Annotated in this window: 23 protein-coding genes; 11 read left to right on the top strand and 12 right to left on the bottom strand. The window is 67.2% G+C overall.

The features are described from left to right. Nucleotides 1–34: 34 nt before the first annotated feature. The 3 genes from ACJ8AT_RS18320 (at nucleotide 35) to ACJ8AT_RS18310 (ending at nucleotide 3,115) form a co-directional block, all read left to right on the top strand. Complete coding sequence (locus tag ACJ8AT_RS18320; protein WP_407739048.1) at nucleotides 35–343, top strand: 4a-hydroxytetrahydrobiopterin dehydratase; 309 nt, start codon at nucleotides 35–37, stop codon at nucleotides 341–343. Between the two features lie 20 nt (nucleotides 344–363). Next, on the top strand, nucleotides 364–1,599 hold the full coding sequence (locus ACJ8AT_RS18315) for a hypothetical protein (protein ID WP_407739047.1): 1,236 nt from the start codon (nucleotides 364–366) through the stop codon (nucleotides 1,597–1,599). 70 nt (nucleotides 1,600–1,669) lie between these two features. Then, nucleotides 1,670–3,115, top strand: coding sequence for a serine/threonine protein kinase (locus ACJ8AT_RS18310; RefSeq protein ID WP_407739067.1), 1,446 nt, complete (start codon nucleotides 1,670–1,672; stop codon nucleotides 3,113–3,115). Between the two features lie 210 nt (nucleotides 3,116–3,325). Here the strand turns inward: ACJ8AT_RS18310 and ACJ8AT_RS18305 are convergent, their stop codons facing one another. Next, entirely contained in the window at nucleotides 3,326–4,315 is a 990-nt protein-coding gene (locus tag ACJ8AT_RS18305) for an Rpn family recombination-promoting nuclease/putative transposase (RefSeq protein ID WP_407739046.1), read from the bottom strand. A gap of 193 nt (nucleotides 4,316–4,508) precedes the next feature. Between ACJ8AT_RS18305 and ACJ8AT_RS18300 the strand changes: the two genes are divergently transcribed. Next, nucleotides 4,509–4,832, top strand: a complete 324-nt coding sequence (locus ACJ8AT_RS18300) for a hypothetical protein (RefSeq protein WP_407739045.1) — start codon at nucleotides 4,509–4,511, stop codon at nucleotides 4,830–4,832. A 239-nt stretch (nucleotides 4,833–5,071) separates the two neighbouring features. On the opposite strand, the gene ACJ8AT_RS18295 is transcribed toward ACJ8AT_RS18300, so the two are convergent. Beyond that, on the bottom strand, nucleotides 5,072–5,632 hold the full coding sequence (locus tag ACJ8AT_RS18295) for a hypothetical protein (RefSeq protein ID WP_407739044.1): 561 nt from the start codon (nucleotides 5,630–5,632) through the stop codon (nucleotides 5,072–5,074). 395 nt (nucleotides 5,633–6,027) lie between these two features. Between ACJ8AT_RS18295 and ACJ8AT_RS18290 the strand changes: the two genes are divergently transcribed. Then, nucleotides 6,028–6,258 (top strand): hypothetical protein, encoded by a 231-nt coding sequence (locus ACJ8AT_RS18290; RefSeq protein ID WP_407739043.1) that lies wholly within the window; start codon nucleotides 6,028–6,030, stop codon nucleotides 6,256–6,258. A 220-nt stretch (nucleotides 6,259–6,478) separates the two neighbouring features. Here the strand turns inward: ACJ8AT_RS18290 and ACJ8AT_RS18285 are convergent, their stop codons facing one another. Beyond that, the gene (locus tag ACJ8AT_RS18285; RefSeq protein WP_407739042.1) at nucleotides 6,479–6,787 is read right to left on the bottom strand and encodes a helix-turn-helix transcriptional regulator; all 309 of its coding nucleotides are present in this window, start codon (nucleotides 6,785–6,787) and stop codon (nucleotides 6,479–6,481) included. A 131-nt stretch (nucleotides 6,788–6,918) separates the two neighbouring features. Between ACJ8AT_RS18285 and ACJ8AT_RS18280 the strand changes: the two genes are divergently transcribed. Further along, nucleotides 6,919–7,446, top strand: a complete 528-nt coding sequence (locus ACJ8AT_RS18280) for a hypothetical protein (protein WP_407739041.1) — start codon at nucleotides 6,919–6,921, stop codon at nucleotides 7,444–7,446. A gap of 78 nt (nucleotides 7,447–7,524) precedes the next feature. Here ACJ8AT_RS18280 and ACJ8AT_RS18275 read toward each other — a convergent pair whose 3' ends face one another. Then, on the bottom strand, nucleotides 7,525–9,141 hold the full coding sequence (locus ACJ8AT_RS18275) for a recombinase family protein (protein ID WP_407739040.1): 1,617 nt from the start codon (nucleotides 9,139–9,141) through the stop codon (nucleotides 7,525–7,527). An 85-nt stretch (nucleotides 9,142–9,226) separates the two neighbouring features. Between ACJ8AT_RS18275 and ACJ8AT_RS18270 the strand changes: the two genes are divergently transcribed. Continuing rightward, nucleotides 9,227–9,919 (top strand): hypothetical protein, encoded by a 693-nt coding sequence (locus tag ACJ8AT_RS18270; RefSeq protein ID WP_407739039.1) that lies wholly within the window; start codon nucleotides 9,227–9,229, stop codon nucleotides 9,917–9,919. 28 nt (nucleotides 9,920–9,947) lie between these two features. Here ACJ8AT_RS18270 and dapE read toward each other — a convergent pair whose 3' ends face one another. From dapE to ACJ8AT_RS18235, 7 genes are all read right to left on the bottom strand, one after another. Further along, on the bottom strand, nucleotides 9,948–11,024 hold the full coding sequence (dapE, locus tag ACJ8AT_RS18265; protein WP_407739038.1) for a succinyl-diaminopimelate desuccinylase: 1,077 nt from the start codon (nucleotides 11,022–11,024) through the stop codon (nucleotides 9,948–9,950). A gap of 107 nt (nucleotides 11,025–11,131) precedes the next feature. Next, nucleotides 11,132–11,764: a cupin domain-containing protein gene (locus ACJ8AT_RS18260; protein ID WP_407739037.1), complete on the bottom strand. Its 633-nt coding sequence runs from the start codon at nucleotides 11,762–11,764 to the stop codon at nucleotides 11,132–11,134. 65 nt (nucleotides 11,765–11,829) lie between these two features. Beyond that, entirely contained in the window at nucleotides 11,830–12,657 is an 828-nt protein-coding gene (locus tag ACJ8AT_RS18255) for a 2,3,4,5-tetrahydropyridine-2,6-dicarboxylate N-succinyltransferase (RefSeq protein WP_407739036.1), read from the bottom strand. A 50-nt stretch (nucleotides 12,658–12,707) separates the two neighbouring features. Continuing rightward, the gene (locus tag ACJ8AT_RS18250; RefSeq protein WP_407739035.1) at nucleotides 12,708–13,022 is read right to left on the bottom strand and encodes a PRC-barrel domain containing protein; all 315 of its coding nucleotides are present in this window, start codon (nucleotides 13,020–13,022) and stop codon (nucleotides 12,708–12,710) included. A gap of 80 nt (nucleotides 13,023–13,102) precedes the next feature. Next, nucleotides 13,103–13,849 carry a hypothetical protein gene (locus ACJ8AT_RS18245; protein ID WP_407739034.1) on the bottom strand — a complete coding sequence of 249 codons (747 nt, stop codon included), beginning with the start codon at nucleotides 13,847–13,849 and terminating at the stop codon, nucleotides 13,103–13,105. Between the two features lie 56 nt (nucleotides 13,850–13,905). Continuing rightward, nucleotides 13,906–14,142, bottom strand: a complete 237-nt coding sequence (locus ACJ8AT_RS18240; protein WP_407739033.1) for a SelT/SelW/SelH family protein — start codon at nucleotides 14,140–14,142, stop codon at nucleotides 13,906–13,908. A 149-nt stretch (nucleotides 14,143–14,291) separates the two neighbouring features. Then, nucleotides 14,292–14,687 (bottom strand): hypothetical protein, encoded by a 396-nt coding sequence (locus ACJ8AT_RS18235; protein WP_407739032.1) that lies wholly within the window; start codon nucleotides 14,685–14,687, stop codon nucleotides 14,292–14,294. Nucleotides 14,688–14,771: 84 nt separating this feature from the next. On the opposite strand from ACJ8AT_RS18235, the gene ACJ8AT_RS18230 reads away from it, so the two are divergent. The 4 genes from ACJ8AT_RS18230 to ACJ8AT_RS18215 all read left to right on the top strand — a co-directional run bounded on the left by ACJ8AT_RS18230 (nucleotide 14,772) and on the right by ACJ8AT_RS18215 (nucleotide 18,998). Then, nucleotides 14,772–16,229: a pyridoxal phosphate-dependent decarboxylase family protein gene (locus ACJ8AT_RS18230; protein ID WP_407739031.1), complete on the top strand. Its 1,458-nt coding sequence runs from the start codon at nucleotides 14,772–14,774 to the stop codon at nucleotides 16,227–16,229. A gap of 82 nt (nucleotides 16,230–16,311) precedes the next feature. Further along, the gene (locus tag ACJ8AT_RS18225; protein WP_407739030.1) at nucleotides 16,312–17,031 is read left to right on the top strand and encodes a glycosyltransferase family 2 protein; all 720 of its coding nucleotides are present in this window, start codon (nucleotides 16,312–16,314) and stop codon (nucleotides 17,029–17,031) included. Nucleotides 17,032–17,203: 172 nt separating this feature from the next. Further along, the gene (locus tag ACJ8AT_RS18220) at nucleotides 17,204–17,806 is read left to right on the top strand and encodes a putative ABC transporter permease (protein ID WP_407739029.1); all 603 of its coding nucleotides are present in this window, start codon (nucleotides 17,204–17,206) and stop codon (nucleotides 17,804–17,806) included. A gap of 157 nt (nucleotides 17,807–17,963) precedes the next feature. Beyond that, a complete protein-coding gene (locus ACJ8AT_RS18215; RefSeq protein WP_044198859.1) occupies nucleotides 17,964–18,998 on the top strand; it encodes a rod shape-determining protein in 1,035 nt (344 codons plus the stop codon). 6 nt (nucleotides 18,999–19,004) lie between these two features. Here the strand turns inward: ACJ8AT_RS18215 and ACJ8AT_RS18210 are convergent. Continuing rightward, on the bottom strand, nucleotides 19,005–20,213 hold a 1,209-nt coding region (locus ACJ8AT_RS18210), incomplete at its 5' end, for a tetratricopeptide repeat protein (protein WP_407739028.1).

The following is a 20,213-nucleotide window of genomic DNA, read 5'->3' as shown; positions in this document are numbered from 1 at the left end:
TCCCTTCCGCTCCCCACGCAGGTAAGAAGGCGTCATGGCCTACGATCGCACGCAGCTCACCCCCGAGGCGCTCCAGTCCTTCCTCTCCGAGCACCCCGGCTGGAAGCACGAGGGGGGGATGATCCGCCGCACCTATGAAGCCCCGGCCTTCCTCACGGGCATCGCCTTCGTGGAGAAGGTGGCCCAGGCCGCCGAGGCCGCCAACCACCACCCGGACATCGACATCCGCTGGCGCAAGGTGACGCTGGCGCTCGTCACGCATGACGCGGGTGGGCTGACGTGGCGGGACACGAAGCTGGCCGCCGAGGCGGACCGCCTCTTCACGGAGGTGGCGGGCCGGTAGCAGGCACTGGGCCCTTGCGCATGCGCACCCTCGCCCTGCTGTCATTCGCCGCGGTGCTCGCGCTGGCCTCTCGCGCGCAGGCGCAGGACGTGCCAGCGCCCGAGCCCCGTCCGGAGCGGCTGTACGTCAGCTCGGGGGTGCTGCTGGGCTCCACGCGCATGGTGGCCATGGGCGGGGCCTACGTGGGCATCGCCGAGGGCACGGCGGGCTTCGCCAGCAACCTGTCCGCGCTGGCGCACCGCAGCCCGCAGCTCGACCGGGACTGGGACGTGGGCTTCACCCTGTCCTTGTTGGACGTGGCGCTGACCGAGCGGCGCCGCAGAGACCTGGACAACGACGGGCTGCCGGACGAGGCGCCGACGAGCCGCCAGTACCTGGTGGGGCTGCTGCTCCAGTACAAGACCTTCGGGCTGGGGACGTTCCTGCGCACTCGGACGGTGAGCTACTGCGCCACGCCCGAGTGCCTACCGGGGGACTACATCCAGGTGTCCGTGACCCAGTCGGCGCTGGCGGGAGCGATGGCCTTCGGGCAGGACGAGTTCATCGTCGCGCTGGGCCTCTACGCGGCGCAGGCCTCGCTGACCTACAAGGGCGAGGAGTGGCGCTACGGCGGGACGGGGCTCTCGCTGGACTTGTTGTTCCGGCCGCAGGGGCGGCCCTACCGGGTGGGCATCTCGGTGCGGCCGCAGGTGGTGGGCAACTGGCAGAAGCAGGACGACCAGTCGGCGGTGCTGGCGGGGCGGCCCATCTACTCGGGGCTGGTGGCACCGGCGGTGCTGTCGTTGGGCGTCAGCTACCGCTTCGGAGAGGGGGCCGAGCGCTACAACCGCCTCTCTCCGGCGGCGCGCCGGCAGTTGTTGGCCGAGGGGGCCACGAACGTGCCGCCGGAGGAGCCGCCGGACGCGCCGGTGGGCACGTTCCTGGTGTCGGGGCAGGTGGACTTCATCTCCGCGGTGGAGAACGCGGTGGCGCTGCGCTCGGTGGCGACGTTCGGAGATCCGGATCCGGTGGGGAAGACGGTGCTCATCCAGCCGCACCTGGGCGCCGAGCACGACACATGGCCGGGCCGGGTGCGCACGCGGCTGGGAGTCTTCGTGGAGCCCTCTTCGTTCGAGGGGCAGGTGCCAAGGCCGCACCTGACGGGGGGCCTCGAGGTGTTCCTGTTCCGGTACTGGGAGGACTGGTCCTTCAGCGGCTCGTTCGACTTGGCGCGGCGTTACTCGAACGTGGGCATCTCGCTGGGCTTCTGGCGGTAGGAGGTGCGTCATCGCTCCGGAGTCCACGCTCCACCGTTTGCATCCCGCGCACCTGCCTCCGGGCACGGAGGTGGGCGCGTGGCGAGTGCGCTCCAGGCAAAGCCTGGGTGCGTACGGAGCTGTGTATCTCGCGACTCTTGGGGAGCAACCGGACGGTGCGCCTGTCGCCCTCAAGGTAGCGATCCACGCCAACGATCCGCGCTTCCTGCGAGAGGCGGAGCTGCTGCGCCGAGTCCGCCATCCCCACGTTCCCTGCTTGCATGATCACGGGCTGTGGGCGCACCCGGCGGGCCCGTTCCCATTCTTGGTGATGGATTGGGTGGAAGGCGTGTCGCTGTACGCGTGGGCTCACGAACGAGCCTTCAGCTCGCGAGAGGTGATGCGGCTGCTGGCTCCAATGGCGAGCGCGCTCGCAGCGACCCACGCGGCGGGCTGTGTCCACCGCGACATAAAGGGAGACAACATCCTCGTATCTCAGGACGGCTCACGGCCGATGCTCCTGGACTTTGGTGCGGGAGACTTCCTCGGAGCGCCCACGCTCACGCGCGAGGTGCTGCCCCCCGGCACGCCCTACTACCGCAGCCCGGAAGCCCTGCGCTTCCACTGGCGCTACCGGCACCAGCCCGGAGCCCACTACGAGCCAGAGCCAGCGGATGACGTGTACGCGCTGGGCGTCACCGCCTACTGCCTCGTCACAGGTTCCTACCCACCGCCCGTGCTACCACCGGAGTTGCTAGAGACCGAGCCGTCCTTGCGCGCGGAGGAGTGGGAGCCGCCCGAGGCACGGATGACGGCATGCCCGGAGCTGTCAGGGCTCATCCGCCAGATGCTCTCGCTGAAGCCTTTGGCTCGTGGCACTGCAGCGGATGTGGCCGAAGCGCTTGAGCATGCGGCGAGAACCGCTGGACCGGAGGCGGATCAGCCCATCCTCCGCCAACACTCGGGCCAGAGCGGCACGGCTCCACGAACAGAGGTGCATCAGCGAGTAGAGTGGGGCGCTCAGCTCCAAGTGAATCCGCCCACTTCGCAGAACTCCATCACGGAGTCCGTCGCACGAAAGAACCGAACGGGCCTACCAAGCTCTGCCCGGGTGCTGCGCCTATGGCTCGCCATGGCAGCCGGAGTCCTCGCCATTATCGCCCTTCAGAAGGGATGGCCTCCGCAGCGCCAACCAGCGAAGCCGCCAGGGCAAGACATGTCCCGCCCCAAGCAGAGCAGCGATCGAGAGGATGCTGGAACCTCGGGGCTCGGCGATGACGCGGTCGCGATTCGGATTGAGAAAGAAGAGCCAAGGCCCGCAGGGGACGGGCTCAACCATGAGTTGCCGCAAACTCCCCTCCCCGGGCAGGCCCAACCCCCGTGTAAGGGGCGCGAGATCAAGATCAACGGAGCCTGCTGGGCACGCATGGGAGCACCACCATGCGGCGAGCGAGAGTACGAGTGGCAAGGCCTCTGCTATTCCCCTGTCCTAGCACTGTCTCCACCAGCAACTTCGAAGCAGCAGCAGGAACGGTAAGGCTGATCCTGTCGCGCGAATGATGCTCGTGGGGTCCGAGACCTCGGAACGTGCGGAACGCCACCGGGAGCCCATTGGGGCCTTTCTCTTCCTCCCAGCGGCTGCCCTCCCACGCGCCCGCGTCCACCTTCTTCGCGGCCTGATACTCCAGCGTGATGGCCGTCAGGATCACCACATGGGCTTGGCGCATGTGCTCCCCGCTCGTGTGGGCTACCCGTTCCTCTCGAGGTCCTCCAGGTCCGCGAGGCTCGTGGCCTGGAGGGCTCTGTCGAACCACCGGTCCAGGATCGCCGGGTCCTTGCACTCCAGGATCCTCTGGCGCGTCCCCTCATCCACGGAGATACCTCGCGAGGCCAGGATCCGCAGCACGCCCTGCGCAAACCCTTCGTTTACCCCTCGAACACGCGCCTCCTCAAGGATCGGTACCGTGAAGGGTGCCATCACCTGCTCCTCTCTCTGCCTTCTGCCTACCCAATCTAACACGCGCCACAAGCCCTCAATCGCCCCCTCGGACCCCACATTGTGTAGGTAGTGCGCGACTGCGCGCAGATCTTCCGGCCCTTCCGGGGAAGCCATCACCTCGGCCAGCACGGGGCTCCACGCTTCCAGCAATACGTCCAGGTGTTCGGACCGTCCCGAGCGCAGCAGCAGCAATGTCAGCACCACCATCGGGGAGCCCGCTCGAGCTTGCAGGGCCTCCTCTCGCTCGGCCGTCAGGTCGTCCAGCCGGTACTCGAAGCGCGGCACCAGCTCTCGCCAGATCTCCACGGCCTCGGCAGGCAGATGAAACAGCTCTTCCATCCGCCGCGCCGCTGTCCACCGTCCCTCTGGCCCGTGGTACATCACCACTGGCAGGACAACCGGGAGTTTCTCGCTCTCCGGGTGCTGCTGACGCCAGCGCTCCAGCTGCCGCATCACGTAACGCAACATCCGGAACGCCATCCACTTGTCGACCGACGACTGGTGTTCCAGCAGCAGGTACAGCAGCAGCGGCTCTCCCCCACACAGCCGCGCCGAGAACAGCAGATCGCTCTGGCGCTCCCTCAGCTCCGCGTCCACGACACTCCCTGACTCGCGGCGCAGACTGCTCCAGTCCACCTGCGCCGCCACCTCCGGGGGCAACACGGCGCGCAGCTCGGCCGCGGCCCGCTCGGGGTGGTCGAAGGTGTAGCGCACGAACAAGTCATGAGGGCCCGGCATGCCAGGCGCTGCTCAGCACGCCCTGTGCCAACGCCGCAGCGCCGTGAAAACCCCTTCCGCTCCGAGCACGCAGGACGGAGTTCCTGTCCCATCGTCGCTGCCGGGAGTCTCATCGGTGGACGGTGAGTCCAACACGGTGGACGGTGGCAGGAGACCTGTCAGGTCAGACGTCCCCCGTAGGATGTACCGCATCATGGCATCCATGCAGCACGAGGGGCTCCTGCTCCTGTTCCGCAACCGTCCCACCCTGGCGCCCGAGCTACTGAGCGACGCGCTCGGATTCACGCTACCGGCCTGGTCCGAGGCCCGGGTGGAGTCCGCCGAGCTCACCGAGGTCGTCCCTACCGAGTACCGCGCGGACTTGGTGGTGCTCCTGTTGGAGGACAAGCCTGTCTTCGCCATCGTGGTAGAGGTGCAGCTGGCGAGGGCTGAGGACAAGCGGAAGACCTGGCCGCTGTACCTCACCAGCCTGCGCTCGCGAGTCGGTTGCCCTACCGCCTTCATGGACAGGCCGTAGAGACCCAAGTACCAAAAAAAGAGGTCCCCGCAAAGGACCCTTGGTGCTTTCTGCTCTGCGGGGAGTGAATCCGGCTGCTCCGCCTCTCGGGCAGTCCCCGCTCGCTACTCAGATGACACCCCATGCCAGGGCCTTGAACATGAGGTGCAGACCCGAGGGGTACAGGGGGAAACTTCGAGCCCCCGAAAGTCACGATAGGCCCCGAGAAAATCGCCACCAAAACCTGCTGGAAATCCGAGTTAGCTAGCGCTCAAAGAAGCTAGCATAAAGCCTTGGATCTCGGTGATGCGACCGCGCCACAGCGGGGTAGGAGGTTTATTAGACTCAATTGGGCGCTCACCCGGTACAAAGAACTTGACGTTCATCAGATGGGCGTAGTGGGCGCTATAAGGCTCCTTCTTTTCACCCTCATCTGCGCTCTCGCCCTCGCCCGTATTCTCTTCCTTGCCCTTGGTTTCGCCGATCTGCTTCATCACACTCTCGCGGAACTTCTCAGTTCCTATGGCAATAGTCCCTCCCGGGGGAGGCATCTTGCTGAGTTGTTCCGTGAGTTGCTCAAAGTACCATTGGGTGCTGATCAGCGTTCCCGAGACGAGCATTCCTCCCGTGCTAAAAGTGATGCCTAGACCCCACTTGGCCTCTGGGTACGTACGGTCAAGAAAGCCACATAGCATCTGAAGGAACTTGTCCTCGCTGGGGGCACGCCCCAGTTCTCGTTTCTGTGGCTGTGCCGCCTTGGGTGGCTTGCCCTCTTGAGACGTGGGCTGGCTCTCCTGCTCGGTTGTAGTCTTGTCGGCCATTGGTTTTCTCTCTCTCTCTCTCTGAACGGGGAAGCAGGTTCTATACAGGCGTAGCGGCGCGCAATCTAGCTTCCCCAAACAGGCATCGCTTCAAACAGCCGTGCTAGGGCCTTCAGGAGCCCCACAGGGCCATGATGCCGACCATCCCGCTTAGGGGGACCCGGCGCGTCTTCCGTGGCTCCTAGGGCCTGCCAGGGCCTTCCCTGAGAAGAGGCAGGGGGAAGGGACTGCTTTGGGGGCTGTCCCTGGGGCCATGTCCAGAAGTGAAGAGGGCCAAGACGTGCAGCAGCCCTTCGTGGGACCTTGGGGAGCACCGTTGGCTTCCAACACATCCATCACTGACCATCTTGGGACCACCGTCGCGGCGGCAGTAAGATTTCCCATAGGAGAGCGTGATGGGAACTACCGATCTCAATGAGTTTTATGGGGTGACAGTCAGGCCAGCGGAGAAGCAGGGAAGAGAATATGTAGCGAAGGGTGAGATATTTAGACGTGATGATTTCAGGACTGTGGAAATAGTCAGTGGGACCGGTGCCGCTCGAAGTTCTGCGGAGAGGAGAGCAGTACAGGAGGCACGAATGTGGGTGGCAGGGAGTGGAGAACCCGAAGATTGGAAGAAGGGATAGATCTTCGGGGGAACTTGGAGAGCACCGTTGGTCTCCCTCTGTGTATCTAAGATCTCTCTAGGGGATCTTCTTCCGCATGGAGATACCTAGAAGAAGAAACTTCCCCGGTCCTCTTCTTCGGTCGCCCCAAGGGCTCAGCCGGGCTCTCTAAAGAACTTATAGATATACCTGCCGGGGACAACTGGTACGTGCATTCTTGTGGGATGGCTCCTCACCCCCATCACTTGCCGGTATCTTCCTCGTCGGTCTCCGGGAACAGGTCTCGGAGTGGAACCTTGAAGGCCACTGCCGCAGCTACGAGGGTGGCAACAGTGAGGTTCGCGCCTCCCTGTTCCATCTTGATCATGTGCTTCGGGTGAACACCGATTGCCTCTGCGGCCTGTTCTTGAGTGAGGCCCCGCTCTAGCCTCAGTTGCCGGAGTCGCTTCCCGAGGAGCCGCAGTTCCCGCTTGATGGCACGGGCTGTTGGACCCCGCGTCCAGACTTCCGAACGACCCCGCTTTGTCGGTGTTTTCCCTGCTGTTGGCACGGGGCGGACTTACCCAGGGTCGCTCTTGAGCTACACAGTTCATGAACTACGTTACCTAGGTAGTTCTTGAGCTACGTAGTTTATGAGCTACCATGGAGGTAGGCCCTATACCCGACGAAAGGACGGCCTACATGACCGAAGAGAGCGGATTCAGCATCACCCCAAGACCCCTGGTGGTCAGCCTGGACCTGGAACTAGCTGCCTTGTCCGGAGCGACTCTGGGGGCTCAACTGCTCGCGGATCTCCACGCGAGGAAGGAACTAGACGAGGAACAGGAGCGGAATGCCCCTGTGGGCGTCTACTCCGTTCTCGTTCTGGTGCGCGAGCGGATCAGTCAACTGAGACGGGTCGTCCGTGACGAGGAGGACCCGGCCACACTGTGGGCCTCTCACAACGCCGTTGAAGACCCTGCGATCTCCGGAGACTTCTCTGGGGACATCGTTCTGTTCTCTCGTGCATCCGGCCGGGTGCCCCTGGTCTTGTGGCGGTTCCGTGCTGAGGACTGGGAGACACGGAAGGGGACCAAGAAGCCCAAGAAGCCCGCGTCCAAGAAGCCCAAGAAGCCCGTGTCAAAGAAGCCCACACCCAAGAAGCCCGCGCCCAAGAAGCCCACTCCCAAGGCGCCTACCCCAAAGGAAGCGGCCCCCCAAGTCCACTAGGGAAGAGGGAAGCCACCGATGGGGCGGGAGAACGCTGCTGATTCCCACCCCATCGGTCACCCTTCCGGCTGCTGTAGGTCAGGCCGCTCTGGCCGTTTCCGGGTTCTCCTCCGTATCCGTCACTCTGGACTCGGCGGTGTTCTTGGGGAACCCGAAGGCCACCCACTGACTTGTGCCGCCCAGTTTCCAGGTGAAGTAGGCCCCACAGGTGTCCGGGTCCACCGTGAACCCCTCGAAGACCATCCGCATCAGGGTGTTGACCTTGCGGCGGTCCATGGACTCGGTCTTGAGGGCTTCCCCAAGTTCCTGGAGACGCTTCATGGCCAGAGGGCACGCTACAGCGCCCGCCTTTCGCGCCAGTTCATCCCGTTGCTCCTGGAGTGCATCCCGCTCGGTAGTGATGGTCTGCATTTCCTTGAGGAGTGCGTCCAACCGTGTCCGCGCGTACGCATCCGCGAGGGCCTCCAGGTGGTCACTGCTGCCCAACAGAGCGGCATCTATCCGCTCAATCTCGGTGAGCAGGGCGCTGTCTTCTTGCCCCGTGGGAACAGAGTCCAGGAGGACAGGAGCATCACGCAGGAATGCCTCTTCGAGCAAAGCGTAGGGGACAGCGGTGTACTTGCATCCCGCTCCCACTCGCGCATAGGAGCAGACCAGATACGCGTAACGTCGGCCCTTGCGCACCCCCTTGTCCATGTAGATCATCGACGCCCCACACCGGGAACACTTGGCCAACCCGCCAAAGAGGTTCCGTGTCTCCTCCCTGGTGGCGTTCTTGCCACGCCAGGGACAGGGCGTCCCCAACCGGAGGGCTTGTGCCCGCTGGAAGGTGTCTTCGTCGATGATGGCAGGGAAGTAGCCAGGAACCGGCTGCCCCTCTGCCTTCCTCACCTTCTTCCTGTCCTTGAACTGGGTGCTGTGGGGGATGTACGTGCCAATGACGGCAGGATTCTCCAGGAGGCGCCGCACGGTGTTCCTGTGCCAGTAGGCGGCCTTCCGTGACCCCTTCCGCGTGTCTCGAAGGAACACTGGGACTCCTTCCCGGTTCAAGCTGGACATGATCACCGTCGGTCCACGGCCCGAGAGGTACTCCTGGAAGATGCGGCGCACGATGACGGCGCACTCTGGGATGACGTGCCACTGTCCAGTGGCCTTGTTGAGCCGTAGCCAAAAGGGACCGTTGGCGGTCAGCGGCTTCTGAGTCACCCTGGCCCGTTTCCCGGACCACACGGCCTTGATCCGCATGGACTTGTGGGCGCTCTCGTCGTTGGCCCGCATGAACCCGATGAGCGCGTACATGAGATCCATCGGCTGAGCTGTCATGGACTCCTGGGAGTAGACCTTCCCATCATGGAGGGTAACGAGGGTGATCCCTTGAGCGAGGATGCTGGTCAGAGTGCCGAGTGCGAGCAGTGCCGCTTGACGGCTGATGCGGTCCAGGCTCTCAACCAACAGGTATGAACCCGGCTCCACCTTCCCGGCATGTACGGCGGCCAGGAAGACTCCAAGCTGTCCCTCTTCCGCGTTCTTGCCTCGGAAGGCACTCACTCCCAGGTCCTGGAACGTCAGGGTGTCGTCCAAGTCCAGGCCGTGTGTGGACGCATACTCTTGAGCCTTTGTGCTCTGTCTCCGGAACGAATCCCCCTTCAGTTGCTCGGGGGTGCTGAATCGCAAGTAGCTGTACGCCTTGGGCATGGCCGTCCTCCTGTAAGGGGTGAGAGGACCCGGGGTGAAGCTGGGTCTAACTAAGACCCCTTTGGGTCCTCACGGCCCGCCCGCATTGCTGATAGTGGCCCCGAACGCGGCAGTGGCCCGCTGGTGCGCTCAGCCCATCGATCTGGGACACCCCGGCTTCGTACTCCAGCCCCTGGTGGCAGGGCCGAGCGCCATCCCCGTGCTCACGGACGAGCAGGCGGCTCGCAAGGATCCGGAGCTGGCGGTGTTGTCCGCCATGGCGCACGGGCAAGAGGAAGTGGGACAGGCCATCGCTCAGACGGTGATGGCTGCCGTGGCGGGGCTTGAAGCCGAACGCGTCCGCCTTTACGTTGACCTGACCCTGTCCTCGCTGGGCGAGGCGGCCCGCAGAGCCTTGGAGGCACTGATGAAGATTGGCAACTACGAGCCCCAGTTCCCGTTGTTCCGTGAGTGGCTCGCCCAGGGACGCCAGGAAGGACGCCAGGAAGGACGCCAGGAGGGGCGCGAGGAGGGGCTCCGGGAAGGCCGTCACGAGGGCGAGCGGGCAGCCTTGCTTGAGGTGCTCGACGCGCGGGGGCTCCAGGTGGATGAGGCCTCCCGCCAGCAGATCCTGGCCTGCACGGACCTGGAGCAGCTCAAGGTCTGGCTGCGCAAGGCGGTCACGGCGGAGTCCATGCACGAGCTCTTCGGGCGTGAGCCCGCCTCCAAGCCCGCAGCCCGCAAGGCCGCAAAGCAGGGCCGGAGCACGAAGGCTCCCAGGTCCCGCTCCAAGCAGTGACGGCCCTCGAGGCCGAGCCTTCTCGCCCTTACCGGCTGCTGCCCAGGAACGCGGCGAGCTTCTCGTACGCCACCGCGAGCGCGGGGATGGGCGCGCTCTCGTTGGCCTGGTGCGCCTGCGCCGTCTCTCCGGGCCCGTAGTTCACCGCGTCCACGCCCCACTCTCCGAAGCGCGCCACGTCCGTCCACGCCTGCTTCGATGCCGCCGGCAGCCCCGTCACCTCCAGCAGCTTGCGGTACAGCGCGTTGTCCGCGCACACCCGCCCGCTCGGAGACAGATCCGTGAAGGACACCTCCGCCCGCCCCGCCACCAGCGCTCGCACATCCGCCTGGGCCTGCTCCAGCGACTTGCCCGGCGCGAAGCGGTAGTTGAGGTTCAGCTCCAGCGAGTCCGGCACCACGTTGCGCGCCCGGCCCCCATGCGCCAGCGTCACGCTCATCACCTCGAAGAAGGAGAAGCCCGCGTGCACCACCTCCACGCGCTGGCGCGCCAGCAGCTCGGACAGCAGCGGGCCCGCCTTGTGGATGGCGTTCTCTCCCTGCCAGGGCCGCGCCGAGTGCGCGCTGCGCCCCGTGAACTTCAGCGTCGCGTGCAGCGTCCCCACGCACCCCACCTGTACCACCCCGTCCGTGGGCTCCATGGCGATGCCGAAGCTCACCCGCTTCAGCTCCGGCCGCTTGTCGAAGAGGGGCCCCAGCCCGCTCTCCACGTACGGCCCCTCCTCGCGCTCGTAGAGGATGATCACCAGGTTCACGGGCAGCTTGCTCAGCGGCAGGTCCTCCGCCAGCGCCATCATCACCGCCAGCCCGCCCTTCATGTCCGAGGAGCCCAGCCCGAACACGCGCTCGCCTTCGAGGCGCGCCGGGCCGTCATTCGGGTGCGCGGGCACGGTGTCCAGGTGCCCCACGAGCGCCACCGTGGGCCGCGGATCCTCCAGCCGTCCCACCACCAGCGAGTGCCCGACCCGGCACACCTCTTCGCGAGGGAACCGCTCCAACGCCCACCGCTCCACATGATCGGCCAGGGGCCCTTCCTGCCCGATGGGGCTGGCGATACGGCACAGAGCAAGCGTGGACTGAGCGAGGCGTGCAGTGAGCTGGGACATGGACGGCGCGAACCATAGACGCTCGGCGGTCCATCCGCTCCCTCTTTGACGAAGGCCTGGCTGGCCCGCGAGCAGGGCCAGCCCTTCCGAGAACCGTCAGGCGCCGCTCACGCGGAGGGGGGCTCCTCCTCGAAGCTCGTCACCCCATCGAGGAGCGAGGCGGCGATGCACGCGGGGCCTTCGAGCGCCGAGAAGTCGTGCGCGCTGCCCTCGTCCATCTCCAGCACCTCGCCTGGCCAGGTCTCCCGCCCCGAGCCCTCGCGCAGCCCGCCCTCGAGCACCAGGTTCCACTCATGCCCGTGGTGGGTGTGGTGCGGGAAGCGCACTCCCGGCGGCAGCCGCACGAACGCCGCGAGCATCTCCTGCTTCGCCGGCCCCGTCTCCACCGGCAGCAACTGGATGCCCTCCGCCGGCCCCGGCAGCCACCCCTCCGGATGGCTCAGCGACTCCAGCAGCGCCAGCGCCCGCTCCCGCGTCAGGTCGAACAGCGCCGCCACCTTCTCGGCGAAGCGGGCGAAGCGGCCAGGCCCCTCCATCTCGCCCACCACCCGAGCGAGCACTCCCGGCGGCGGCTGCTCGGGGATTACCAAGCTCGCGAGCCCCTCCAGGGCGGGCGACAGCCGAGCCGCCTCGCTCCGGCAGCGCTCGCACGTGGCCAGGTGCTGCTCGGCCGCCTGCCGGGTGGGCAGCTCCAGGGTGCCGAGCAGCAGCTCCGGCAGGATGTCGTCCAGGTGGCTCATGTCACGTCACGGACCCGCGGGGTCAACTGCTTCTACGGACGCCACGACCCAGCGGATTTCCACCTCTATACAGGGACCGCGAAGTCGCGCAGGGCGGCATTGAGGCTCGTCTTCTGGTCGGTGCTCTTTGTCCGCTGGCCGATGATCAACGCGCAGGGGACGCCATACTTCCCCGCGGGGAACTGCTTCTCGCGCATTCCCGGAATCACCACGCTGCGGGCGGGGACCCGGCCCTTGTAGATGCGCTCCTCGGGCCCGGTGACGTCGATGATCTGCGTGGACGAGGTGAGCACCACGTTGGCGCCCAGCACCGCCTCCTCCTCCACCACCACGCCCTCGACGACGATGCTGCGGCTGCCAATGAAGGCGCCGTCCTCGATGATGACGGGCGAGGCGGTGGGCGGCTCGAGCACCCCGCCCAGGCCCACGCCCCCGGACAGGTGGACATTGCGGCCCACCTGCGCGCAGCTGCCCACGGTGGCCCACGTGTCCACCATGGTCCCCGAGCCCACACGGGCGCCGATATTCACGTACCCCGGCATCACCACCGCGCCCTGCTCCACGAAGGCCCCGTAGCGCACCACGCCCGGAGGCACCACGCGCACGCCCGCGGCCTTCAGCCCCTTCTTCAGCGGCACCTTGTCGTGGAACTCGAAGGGAGCCACCTCCATCACCTGCATCTCCGACACGGCGAAGAACAGGAGGATGGCCTCCTTCACCCAGGCGTTGACGCGCCAGCCTTCGGGGCCCTTCTCGGCCACTCGTAGCTCGCCCGAGTCCAGCCGCGCCAGCGTCTCGCGCACGGCGGCCACGTACTCGGCTTCCTTCAACTTCGTCCGGTCGGCGAACGCCGCGGACACCTTCTGGGACAGCGCTTCAAGTGAAGAGGACATGGCCCTCTTTGAACCACAAATCCGCGCCGCTCGCCGCATTCCGGTGCAACTCAGGCTCCGGCCTGTCCGGTGGCGGCAGCTTCGGCCAGCGGGTGGACCTGCGTGGGGATGTCATGGAGCAGCCGGTCTCCCACGGGCTCGCGCAGCTCGGAGGGTGCGCCCGTCACGTGGACGGCGCCACCCGTCACCCGGGTGACTCGTGACAGCGGCACCGCGAACTCCCGGCGCGAGAAGCGCCACGGCCGCACGTACAGCACATCCCGGCCGATGAGCAGCACCCGCCCCAGCCGAGTCCCTTCCCGGGTCTGCACTCGCATGCCGGCTTGGATGGAGCGCCGCTCCATCGCCGAGTCCCACCAGGCCATGTGTCACCTCCGACACTCTCAAGGTGGGTCAGAGAAGAGCTTCGGACGAGTTCACACCGGCCATGCGAGCACCCGGCTGCCTACTGGGGGGATCTCTTGTCGGCGGAGGGCATCGGCTTCTGCTGCTCCCTGAGCGCTCGAATGAATGCATCGAGGCGCTCCAAGGCGACCTGCTCTCCCATCACGAGCAGCACGTCTCCCACCACGTTCGCGGAGCCACGCTCGGTCGCCAGCAGCTTGCAGTACGCGGCCGCCACGTCCTCCGCGGGCAGCCCGGTCATGGGGATGAACCGAACGAGGAGCTCGGGCGATTCGTAGTGGCGATGGAGGAGTTCCCTCCTGTCCTCGAGCACGATCACCGGCTTCTTCTCCATCTCTGAAGCCACCGCGTAGTGCCGATCCAGGAGCCCGAAGAGCTCCTCGGCGCTCGAATCCGGCAGTGCCAGGGAGACCCTCAGGTCCACCAGTTGTGGAGCTACCACGATGCCAAGGCCCAGCTCCCGAGAGAGCGCGGACGCGAGCGTCCCGAGAGGTACTGCCTCCGCCACCACGCGCAGCCACACCGGGGGGAAGCGCGGCCTGCTCCTGGAAACCGGCTCCTGCTCCTGCTCGGACTCCGGCTCGCGCTCAGGCGGCGGGGCCTGAGGGACCGTGGACAGCTTCTGCACCTCCAGCCGGCCCATGGGCACGTCGGCGCGGTAGTGGGGCTCGGGCACGTAGCCCGGCACTTCACACGAGAACGACGGACCCGTGGGCCGCAGCGCCGCCGACGGGGTGGAACAACCCAGCAGTCCCAGGAGGCAGGCGGCCATGAGCACACGCTTCATGGCCGCAGCTTGGAGGAAGAGCCTCCGTGACTCCAGGGGCTCTCCTCACCGCTCGCTCAGCGCCCGATCTCGCGGGACACCGCGTCCACGATTTCCTTCTCCGTGGGGAACGAGAGCGTCTGCTTCCTCACCACCGTCTTGCCGTTCACCGAGACCTCGAAGCTCCCAGAGGGGCCATGCTTCAGCTCGGTGTCCAGCTCCAGCTCATCCTTCAGTGCAGCCGCCGCACGGACGGCTCGAGGCCTGTAGCCTCAGGCATTACAGTACGTGATGGTGATCTTCGTATCGGCCATGGCGGGGCCTCCTTCGAGAAGCGGGCACGCTCAGGGTGCGCCCGTGTCCTAGAGATAAGCCCGCGCCGCCTCGTCCGCCAATCAACCCACGCCCCAAGGCCGCTCACCCACCTTCGGCATCGGGCTCCAGATCCACCCCGGGCGACTCTTCAGGTCGGGTCTCTGTTCCCGACTGTTCGTCCGTGAGTGGCATCGTGCCTCGCAGGGCTCAGGCCCAGCTCGCTGGCCAGCGCGGCCCCCAGCGAGCCCAGCGGCACTGCCTCCGCGATGACCCGGAACCGGGTCGCTGGCAACCTCGCCCCTCCACCACCAGCCGCGTCGGACGAGGCGCCGCTCGGAGGGGCAGGAGGAGGCTCGGCCTCGGCGGACAGCCGCTTCAGCTCCAGCCGTCCCACGGGCGCATCCGCCCGGTTGATGGAACTCCGAGGCGGCGGTGGGCGCCCCCGGCAGGTGAACGCCGTCTGTCGCGCAGGGCGGTGCTCCCGTCCGATCGCGCCGCATCCCGTCAGCACGAGGATCCAACCCATCCAGAAGACATGTCTCATGCACCACCAGTATGGCTCGAAGGAGGCCACGTCTCACAGTCCATCCGTTTCCCCTGAGCACTCCCCGGTCTACGGTGCGCCGCCATGCAGACCTTCCGAGACCGCGCCGCCGCCGCCTACGACGCCGAGCGCTTCCGCCGCCAGGGACACGAGCTGGTGGATCAGCTCGCTGACTACCTCGCTCGCGCTACCCGAGGAGAGAACCTGCCCGTGCTCCCGTGGGCTCCCCCCGCCGAGAACGCCACGCGCTTCCCCGCAACCTTCCCCGAGGAGCCCGCCGGCGAGCTGGCCCCCTTCATGGAGCGCGTCCTCGCCGCCTCCCACCACCTGCACCACCCGCGCTACGTGGGACATCAGGTGTCGGCCCCACTGCCGCTGGGCGCGCTGTGTGACTTCGTCTCCGCGCTGCTGAACAACGGCATGGCCGTGTACGAGATGGGCCCCGCCTCCACTGCCATGGAGCACAACGTGGTGCGCTGGATGGCCGGGCAGCTCGGCCTGCCCGAGGGCGCGGGCGGCGTGCTCACCTCGGGCGGCTCCGCGGGCAACCTCACCGCGCTGCTCGCCGCGCGCCAGGCCAAGGCCGGGTATGACGCGTGGACCGGCGGCGCCTCGGCGGGCCCGCCGCTCACGGTGCTCGTCGCCGAGACGGCTCACTACTGCATCGCCCGCTCCACGAAGGTGATGGGCTGGGGCTCGGCGGGCGTCACCCCCGTCCCCGTGGACGCGCACTTCCGGCTCCGGCCGGAGGCCCTGGAGGACGCGCTCGCCGCCGCCACCCGGGCCGGCCGCAAGCCCATCGCCGTGGTGGCCAGCGCGGGCTCCACCGCCACCGGGGCGTTTGATCCGCTGGACGCGGTGGCCGACTTCTGCGAGCGCCACGGCCTCTGGTTCCACGTGGACGGGGCCCACGGCGCCTCCGCCACGCTGAGCCCCCGCTTCCGCCACCTGGTGAAGGGCATCGAGCGCGCGGACTCCGTGGTCTGGGACGCGCACAAGATGATGATGGTCCCCTCGCTCATCACCGCCGTGCTCTTCCGCGACGGGGCGCGCTCCTTCGAGGCCTTCGCCCAGGAGGCCAGCTACCTCTTCCACGGCCAGGACACCCGGCGCTGGAGCGACATCGGCCTGCGCACGCTCGAGTGCACCAAGGAGATGATGGCCCTCAAGCTCTACACCTGCCTGAGCCTGCTGGGCACCCGCCTCTTCGCGGACTACGTGACGGCCACCTTCGAGCTGGCGCGCCGCTTCGCCGGCCGCCTCCAGGCCTCGGGAGACTTCGAGGTGGCCGTGCCGCCCGACTGCAACATCGTCTGCTTCCGCCACACCCCGGCGGGCCTCCCCGCCTCGGAGCTGGACGCGCTCCAGGGCCGCCTGCGCGAGCGGCTCATCACCCGCGGCGACTTCTATCTGGTGCAGACCACCCTGCCGAAAGGTGTCTATCTGCGTACCACGCTCATCAACCCGCTCACCGCGGACGCGGACCTGGACGCCTTGATGGACGCGCTAAGAGCGGAGGTATCCGCGAAACGGGGGGCATGATGTGGCGCAGCTCACGGGTGAGGTTCATCCCCCCGGGAAAAGTCGCCCCGGGCGGCGAAATCAGGTAGAGGCCGGGCCCGCAATGCTCGTCTCGCTCGTCATCCCCGTCTACAACGAGAGCTCCACGCTGGCGGAGCTGCTGCGCCGCTGCATCGCCGTGGACTTCCCCAAGGAGCTGGTCATCGTCGATGACTGCTCCAGGGATGGCAGCCGCGAGTTCCTCCAGGAGCTGGCCGAGAAGGGGCTGGGCGTGCTCAACGGCGCCCCGAAGAACCGCAACGAGCTGCGCGTGCTCTTCCAGGAGCAGAACCAGGGCAAGGGCGCGGCGCTGCGGCGCGGCTTCTCCGAGGCCACCGGCCAAATCATCCTCGTCCAGGACGCGGACCTCGAGTACGACCCGCGCGACATCCCCCGCGTCATCCAGCCCATCCTCGATGGCGAGGCGGACGTCGTCTACGGCAGCCGCTTCACCGGCACGCCGCGGCGGGTGCTCTACTTCTGGCACACGGTGATGAACAACCTGCTCACCACGCTCTCCAACATGACCAGCGGGCTGAACCTCACGGACATGGAGACCTGCTACAAGGCCTTCCGCGCCGAGGTGCTGCGCTCGGTCACCGTGGATGAGGACCGGTTCGGCTTCGAGCCCGAGATCACCGCCAAGGTCGCCCGGGGCAACTGGCGCGTCTACGAGGTGCCCATCAGCTACCACGGGCGCACCTACGAGGAGGGCAAGAAGATCGGCTGGAAGGACGGCGTGCGCGCCCTCTACGTCATCGCCAAGTACACGCTGAAGCGCTAGGAGCGCTCCGGCGGCCCGCCTCCTGTTGAGCACCGGACAGAGCCCGGCAGCCTGTCCGAAGGCGGACACCGCAAGCCCCCGAGGCGGACCCCAATCGAGCAGCCTGGAACACCTGGCCATTGGACCCAAGGGGAGGCGTGCCCTCGGTGCCGATGATTCTTAGGTTCTGAGCGTGCTACCGAGATTCCTCCTCTATGGGTGTGCGGGCTGGGTGCTCGAGGTGTGCTTCACCGGGACGAGCGCGGCCATCTTTCAGAAGGACGCCCACGGGACGGCGAAGACGTACCTGTGGATGCACCCCATCTATGGAGCCACCGCGCTGGGCCTGGAGTTCCTCCATGACCGGCTGCGCTTCCTGCCACGGCCCTTGCGGGCGCTTGCCTACACGGCCGTCATCTTCGGGGCCGAGTTCACCACCGGCTGGCTGCTGCGCCGGGCGCTCGGCCGCTGTCCGTGGGACTACACTCGGCGAGGCTGGAACGTGAAGGGGCTGGTGCGCCTGGACTACTTCCCCTTCTGGTACGGGGCGGCCCTGCTCTTCGAGCCGGCCCGCGAGGTGCTCCTGCGAGTCACCAGCGAGGCCCTGCGCCAGACGCCCGAGTACCGCAACGCCGTGGCGGATGGCCAGGTCCTCCCCTCTCCTCGGGGGGGGGCCGTGGAGGTGGAGGCTGGGGCCGCGGGGACGACTTTCCAGGGGGCCATGGCCGCCGAGCAGGCAGAGCAGGGCTCGGAGGTACCCCTGGGGGCGGACGCCCTGCCGTCACCGGTAGGCTGAAAGGCTCTTCCCCGGCCGAGTGCTCTCCAGCCCACGTCTCGTGTCAAAGAGTGGCTTTTCTTTCAGCACCGCTCGCCGCGTAGTAGTACCTTCAGTTTGTCGCGGCTTTGGTTCACTGGGGAAATTCCGCAGGACTCCCGAAAGTTTCCGCCCCCGTATGTTCGACTGGCTCCACACCCTTTTCTCGCGTGACCTCGCAATCGACCTGGGCACGGCGAACACGCTTATCTACATCCGCGGCCAGGGCATCGTGTCCAACGAGCCCTCCGTGGTGGCCGTCCAGCAGGATGCGCGTGGTGGCAAGAAGGTGCTCGCGGTGGGGAAGGAGGCCAAGGAGATGCTCGGGAGAACCCCGGGCAACATCGTGGCCATCCGCCCCATGAAGGACGGCGTCATCGCCGACTTCGAGATCACCGCCGCGATGCTGCGCTACTTCATCCAGAGCGCCCACAATCGCCGCACGCTCGTCAACCCGCGCATCATCATCGGCATCCCCTCGGGGATTACGGAGGTGGAGCGCCGGGCGGTGCGCGAGGCCGCGGCCAACGCCGGCGCCCGCGAGGTCTACCTGATCGAGCAGCCCATGGCCGCGGCGATTGGGGCGGGCCTGCCCGTCACCGAGCCCAGCGGCAACATGATCGTCGACATCGGCGGTGGCACCTCCGACGTGGCGGTGATCAGCCTGGCCGGCATCGTGTTCGCCAAGAGCGTGCGCATCGGCGGCGACAAGCTGGACGAGGCGATCATCCAGTACGTCAAGCGCAAGTACAACCTGCTCATCGGCGAGCGCACGGCCGAGGCCATCAAGATGGGCATCGGCACGGCGTACCCGACCGACGAGGTGATGACCATGGAGATCAAGGGGCGAGATCTCGTGGCGGGTGTGCCGCGCACGCTGACGGTGAGCAGCGACGAGGTGCGTGACGCGCTGGCCGAGCCGGTGAACGGCATCGTCGAGGCGGTGAAGCTGACGCTGGAGCGCACGCCGCCGGAGCTGGCCGGTGACATCGCCGACCGCGGGATTGTGCTGGCCGGTGGCGGCGCGCTGCTGAAGAACCTGGACACGCTGCTGCGCGAGGAGACGGGCCTGCCGGTGTTCCTGGCGGAGGATCCGCTCTCGGCGGTGGTGATTGGCGCGGGCAAGGCGCTGGAGTCCCTGGACATCCTGCGCCAGGTCACCCAGCCGGGCTGAGCGCCCTCACGGAGCGGCCCACGGCCGGGGAGCACGCTCCTCGGGCGGCGGGGACGGCGGTGGGGGCGGCACCTGCTCGGGGTGGTCGCGCCGGATGATCTGGATGATGTCGATGTGGTGCGAGTGCAGGTGCGGCCAGTACCGGCTCGGCGTCACACGGACCGGCTGGGGTATCTCGTAGCTTGCATCGAGCGCGCGGCGGGCCATGCCATCCAAGCTGTCCGTCGAGCGCGCATAGCCCTGCTCCGTGGAGCGGCCCTCCGTCACGGCGCTGGCGCGCACCAGGTACGCGGCGGCCTGCAGGCCCGGCGGCAGCAAGGGGAAGTCCTTCTTCACCACGCCCTGACGCACGTAGGCCTCGAGCGGCTCGCGGGCCGCCATGAGCGAGAGGCTGGAGCCGAAGGCGCGGTCCGCGGCCTCCTCCTGTCCCCGGCGTGAGAGCTCCAGCGCGAGCAGCGCGGCGGACTCCGTGTCCAGGCGGCTCAGCACGAAGTCCGGGGCCTCGCTGGCCAGCCGCACGGCCTTGTCCCAATCCTGGAGGACGGCCCGGGTGAGCTCGAGGGCCTCGCGAGCCGTGGGGTCCACGATGGCCTTCAGCTCCTTGTCCGTGACGGTGCTCTCCCCGGTGAGGAGGGCCAAGGCCGCCAGGCGCTCCGGGGAGCTGGTGAACGCCGGAGGGATCAGCTCATGCGTGACGTACTGCGTGCGCGTGGGCCCGACGATCTGGGCCACACGGCCGCCGAGGACCGCGAGCTCCCAGGAGACATGCTTCGGATCCGCCGCGAACTGGTGCACCGCTCCGGAGGCCTCCCGCCACTGCTGCAGGGACATCATGACGCGCACGCGCAGCTCCAGGTCCTCGAAGGTCTCGGGGCCCTTGGCCAGCGCCGCGTCGAGCAACTCCAGCGCCTCCTTGGGGAACCCATCCACGTAGCGGAGACGGGCCACCGCGCGCTTGACCTCGGGGGACGCGGGGAAGCGCTCCCGTAGCTGGGCGTAGAGGGCTCGCTGCTCGTTCAGCGGAGCGACCCGGGCCGCCCAGAGGGCTCTCTGGACGGAGCCTGGATCCTTCTGGGCCCAGGCGTTGTACTGCGCGAAAGCCTCCTCGCGCTTGTCCAGGGCGATGAAGAGCTCCTGTGCGAGCCGGTTGAGGGCGGGATCCTCCGGGAACCTCCGCTGGAGATCCGCGGCGAACCCGAGCGCCTCGCGCGGTTG

It is taken from the genome of Hyalangium sp. (assembly GCF_045802625.1).
Lineage (GTDB): Bacteria > Myxococcota > Myxococcia > Myxococcales > Myxococcaceae > Hyalangium.
This window is presented reverse-complemented; position numbering and strand designations above follow the sequence as displayed.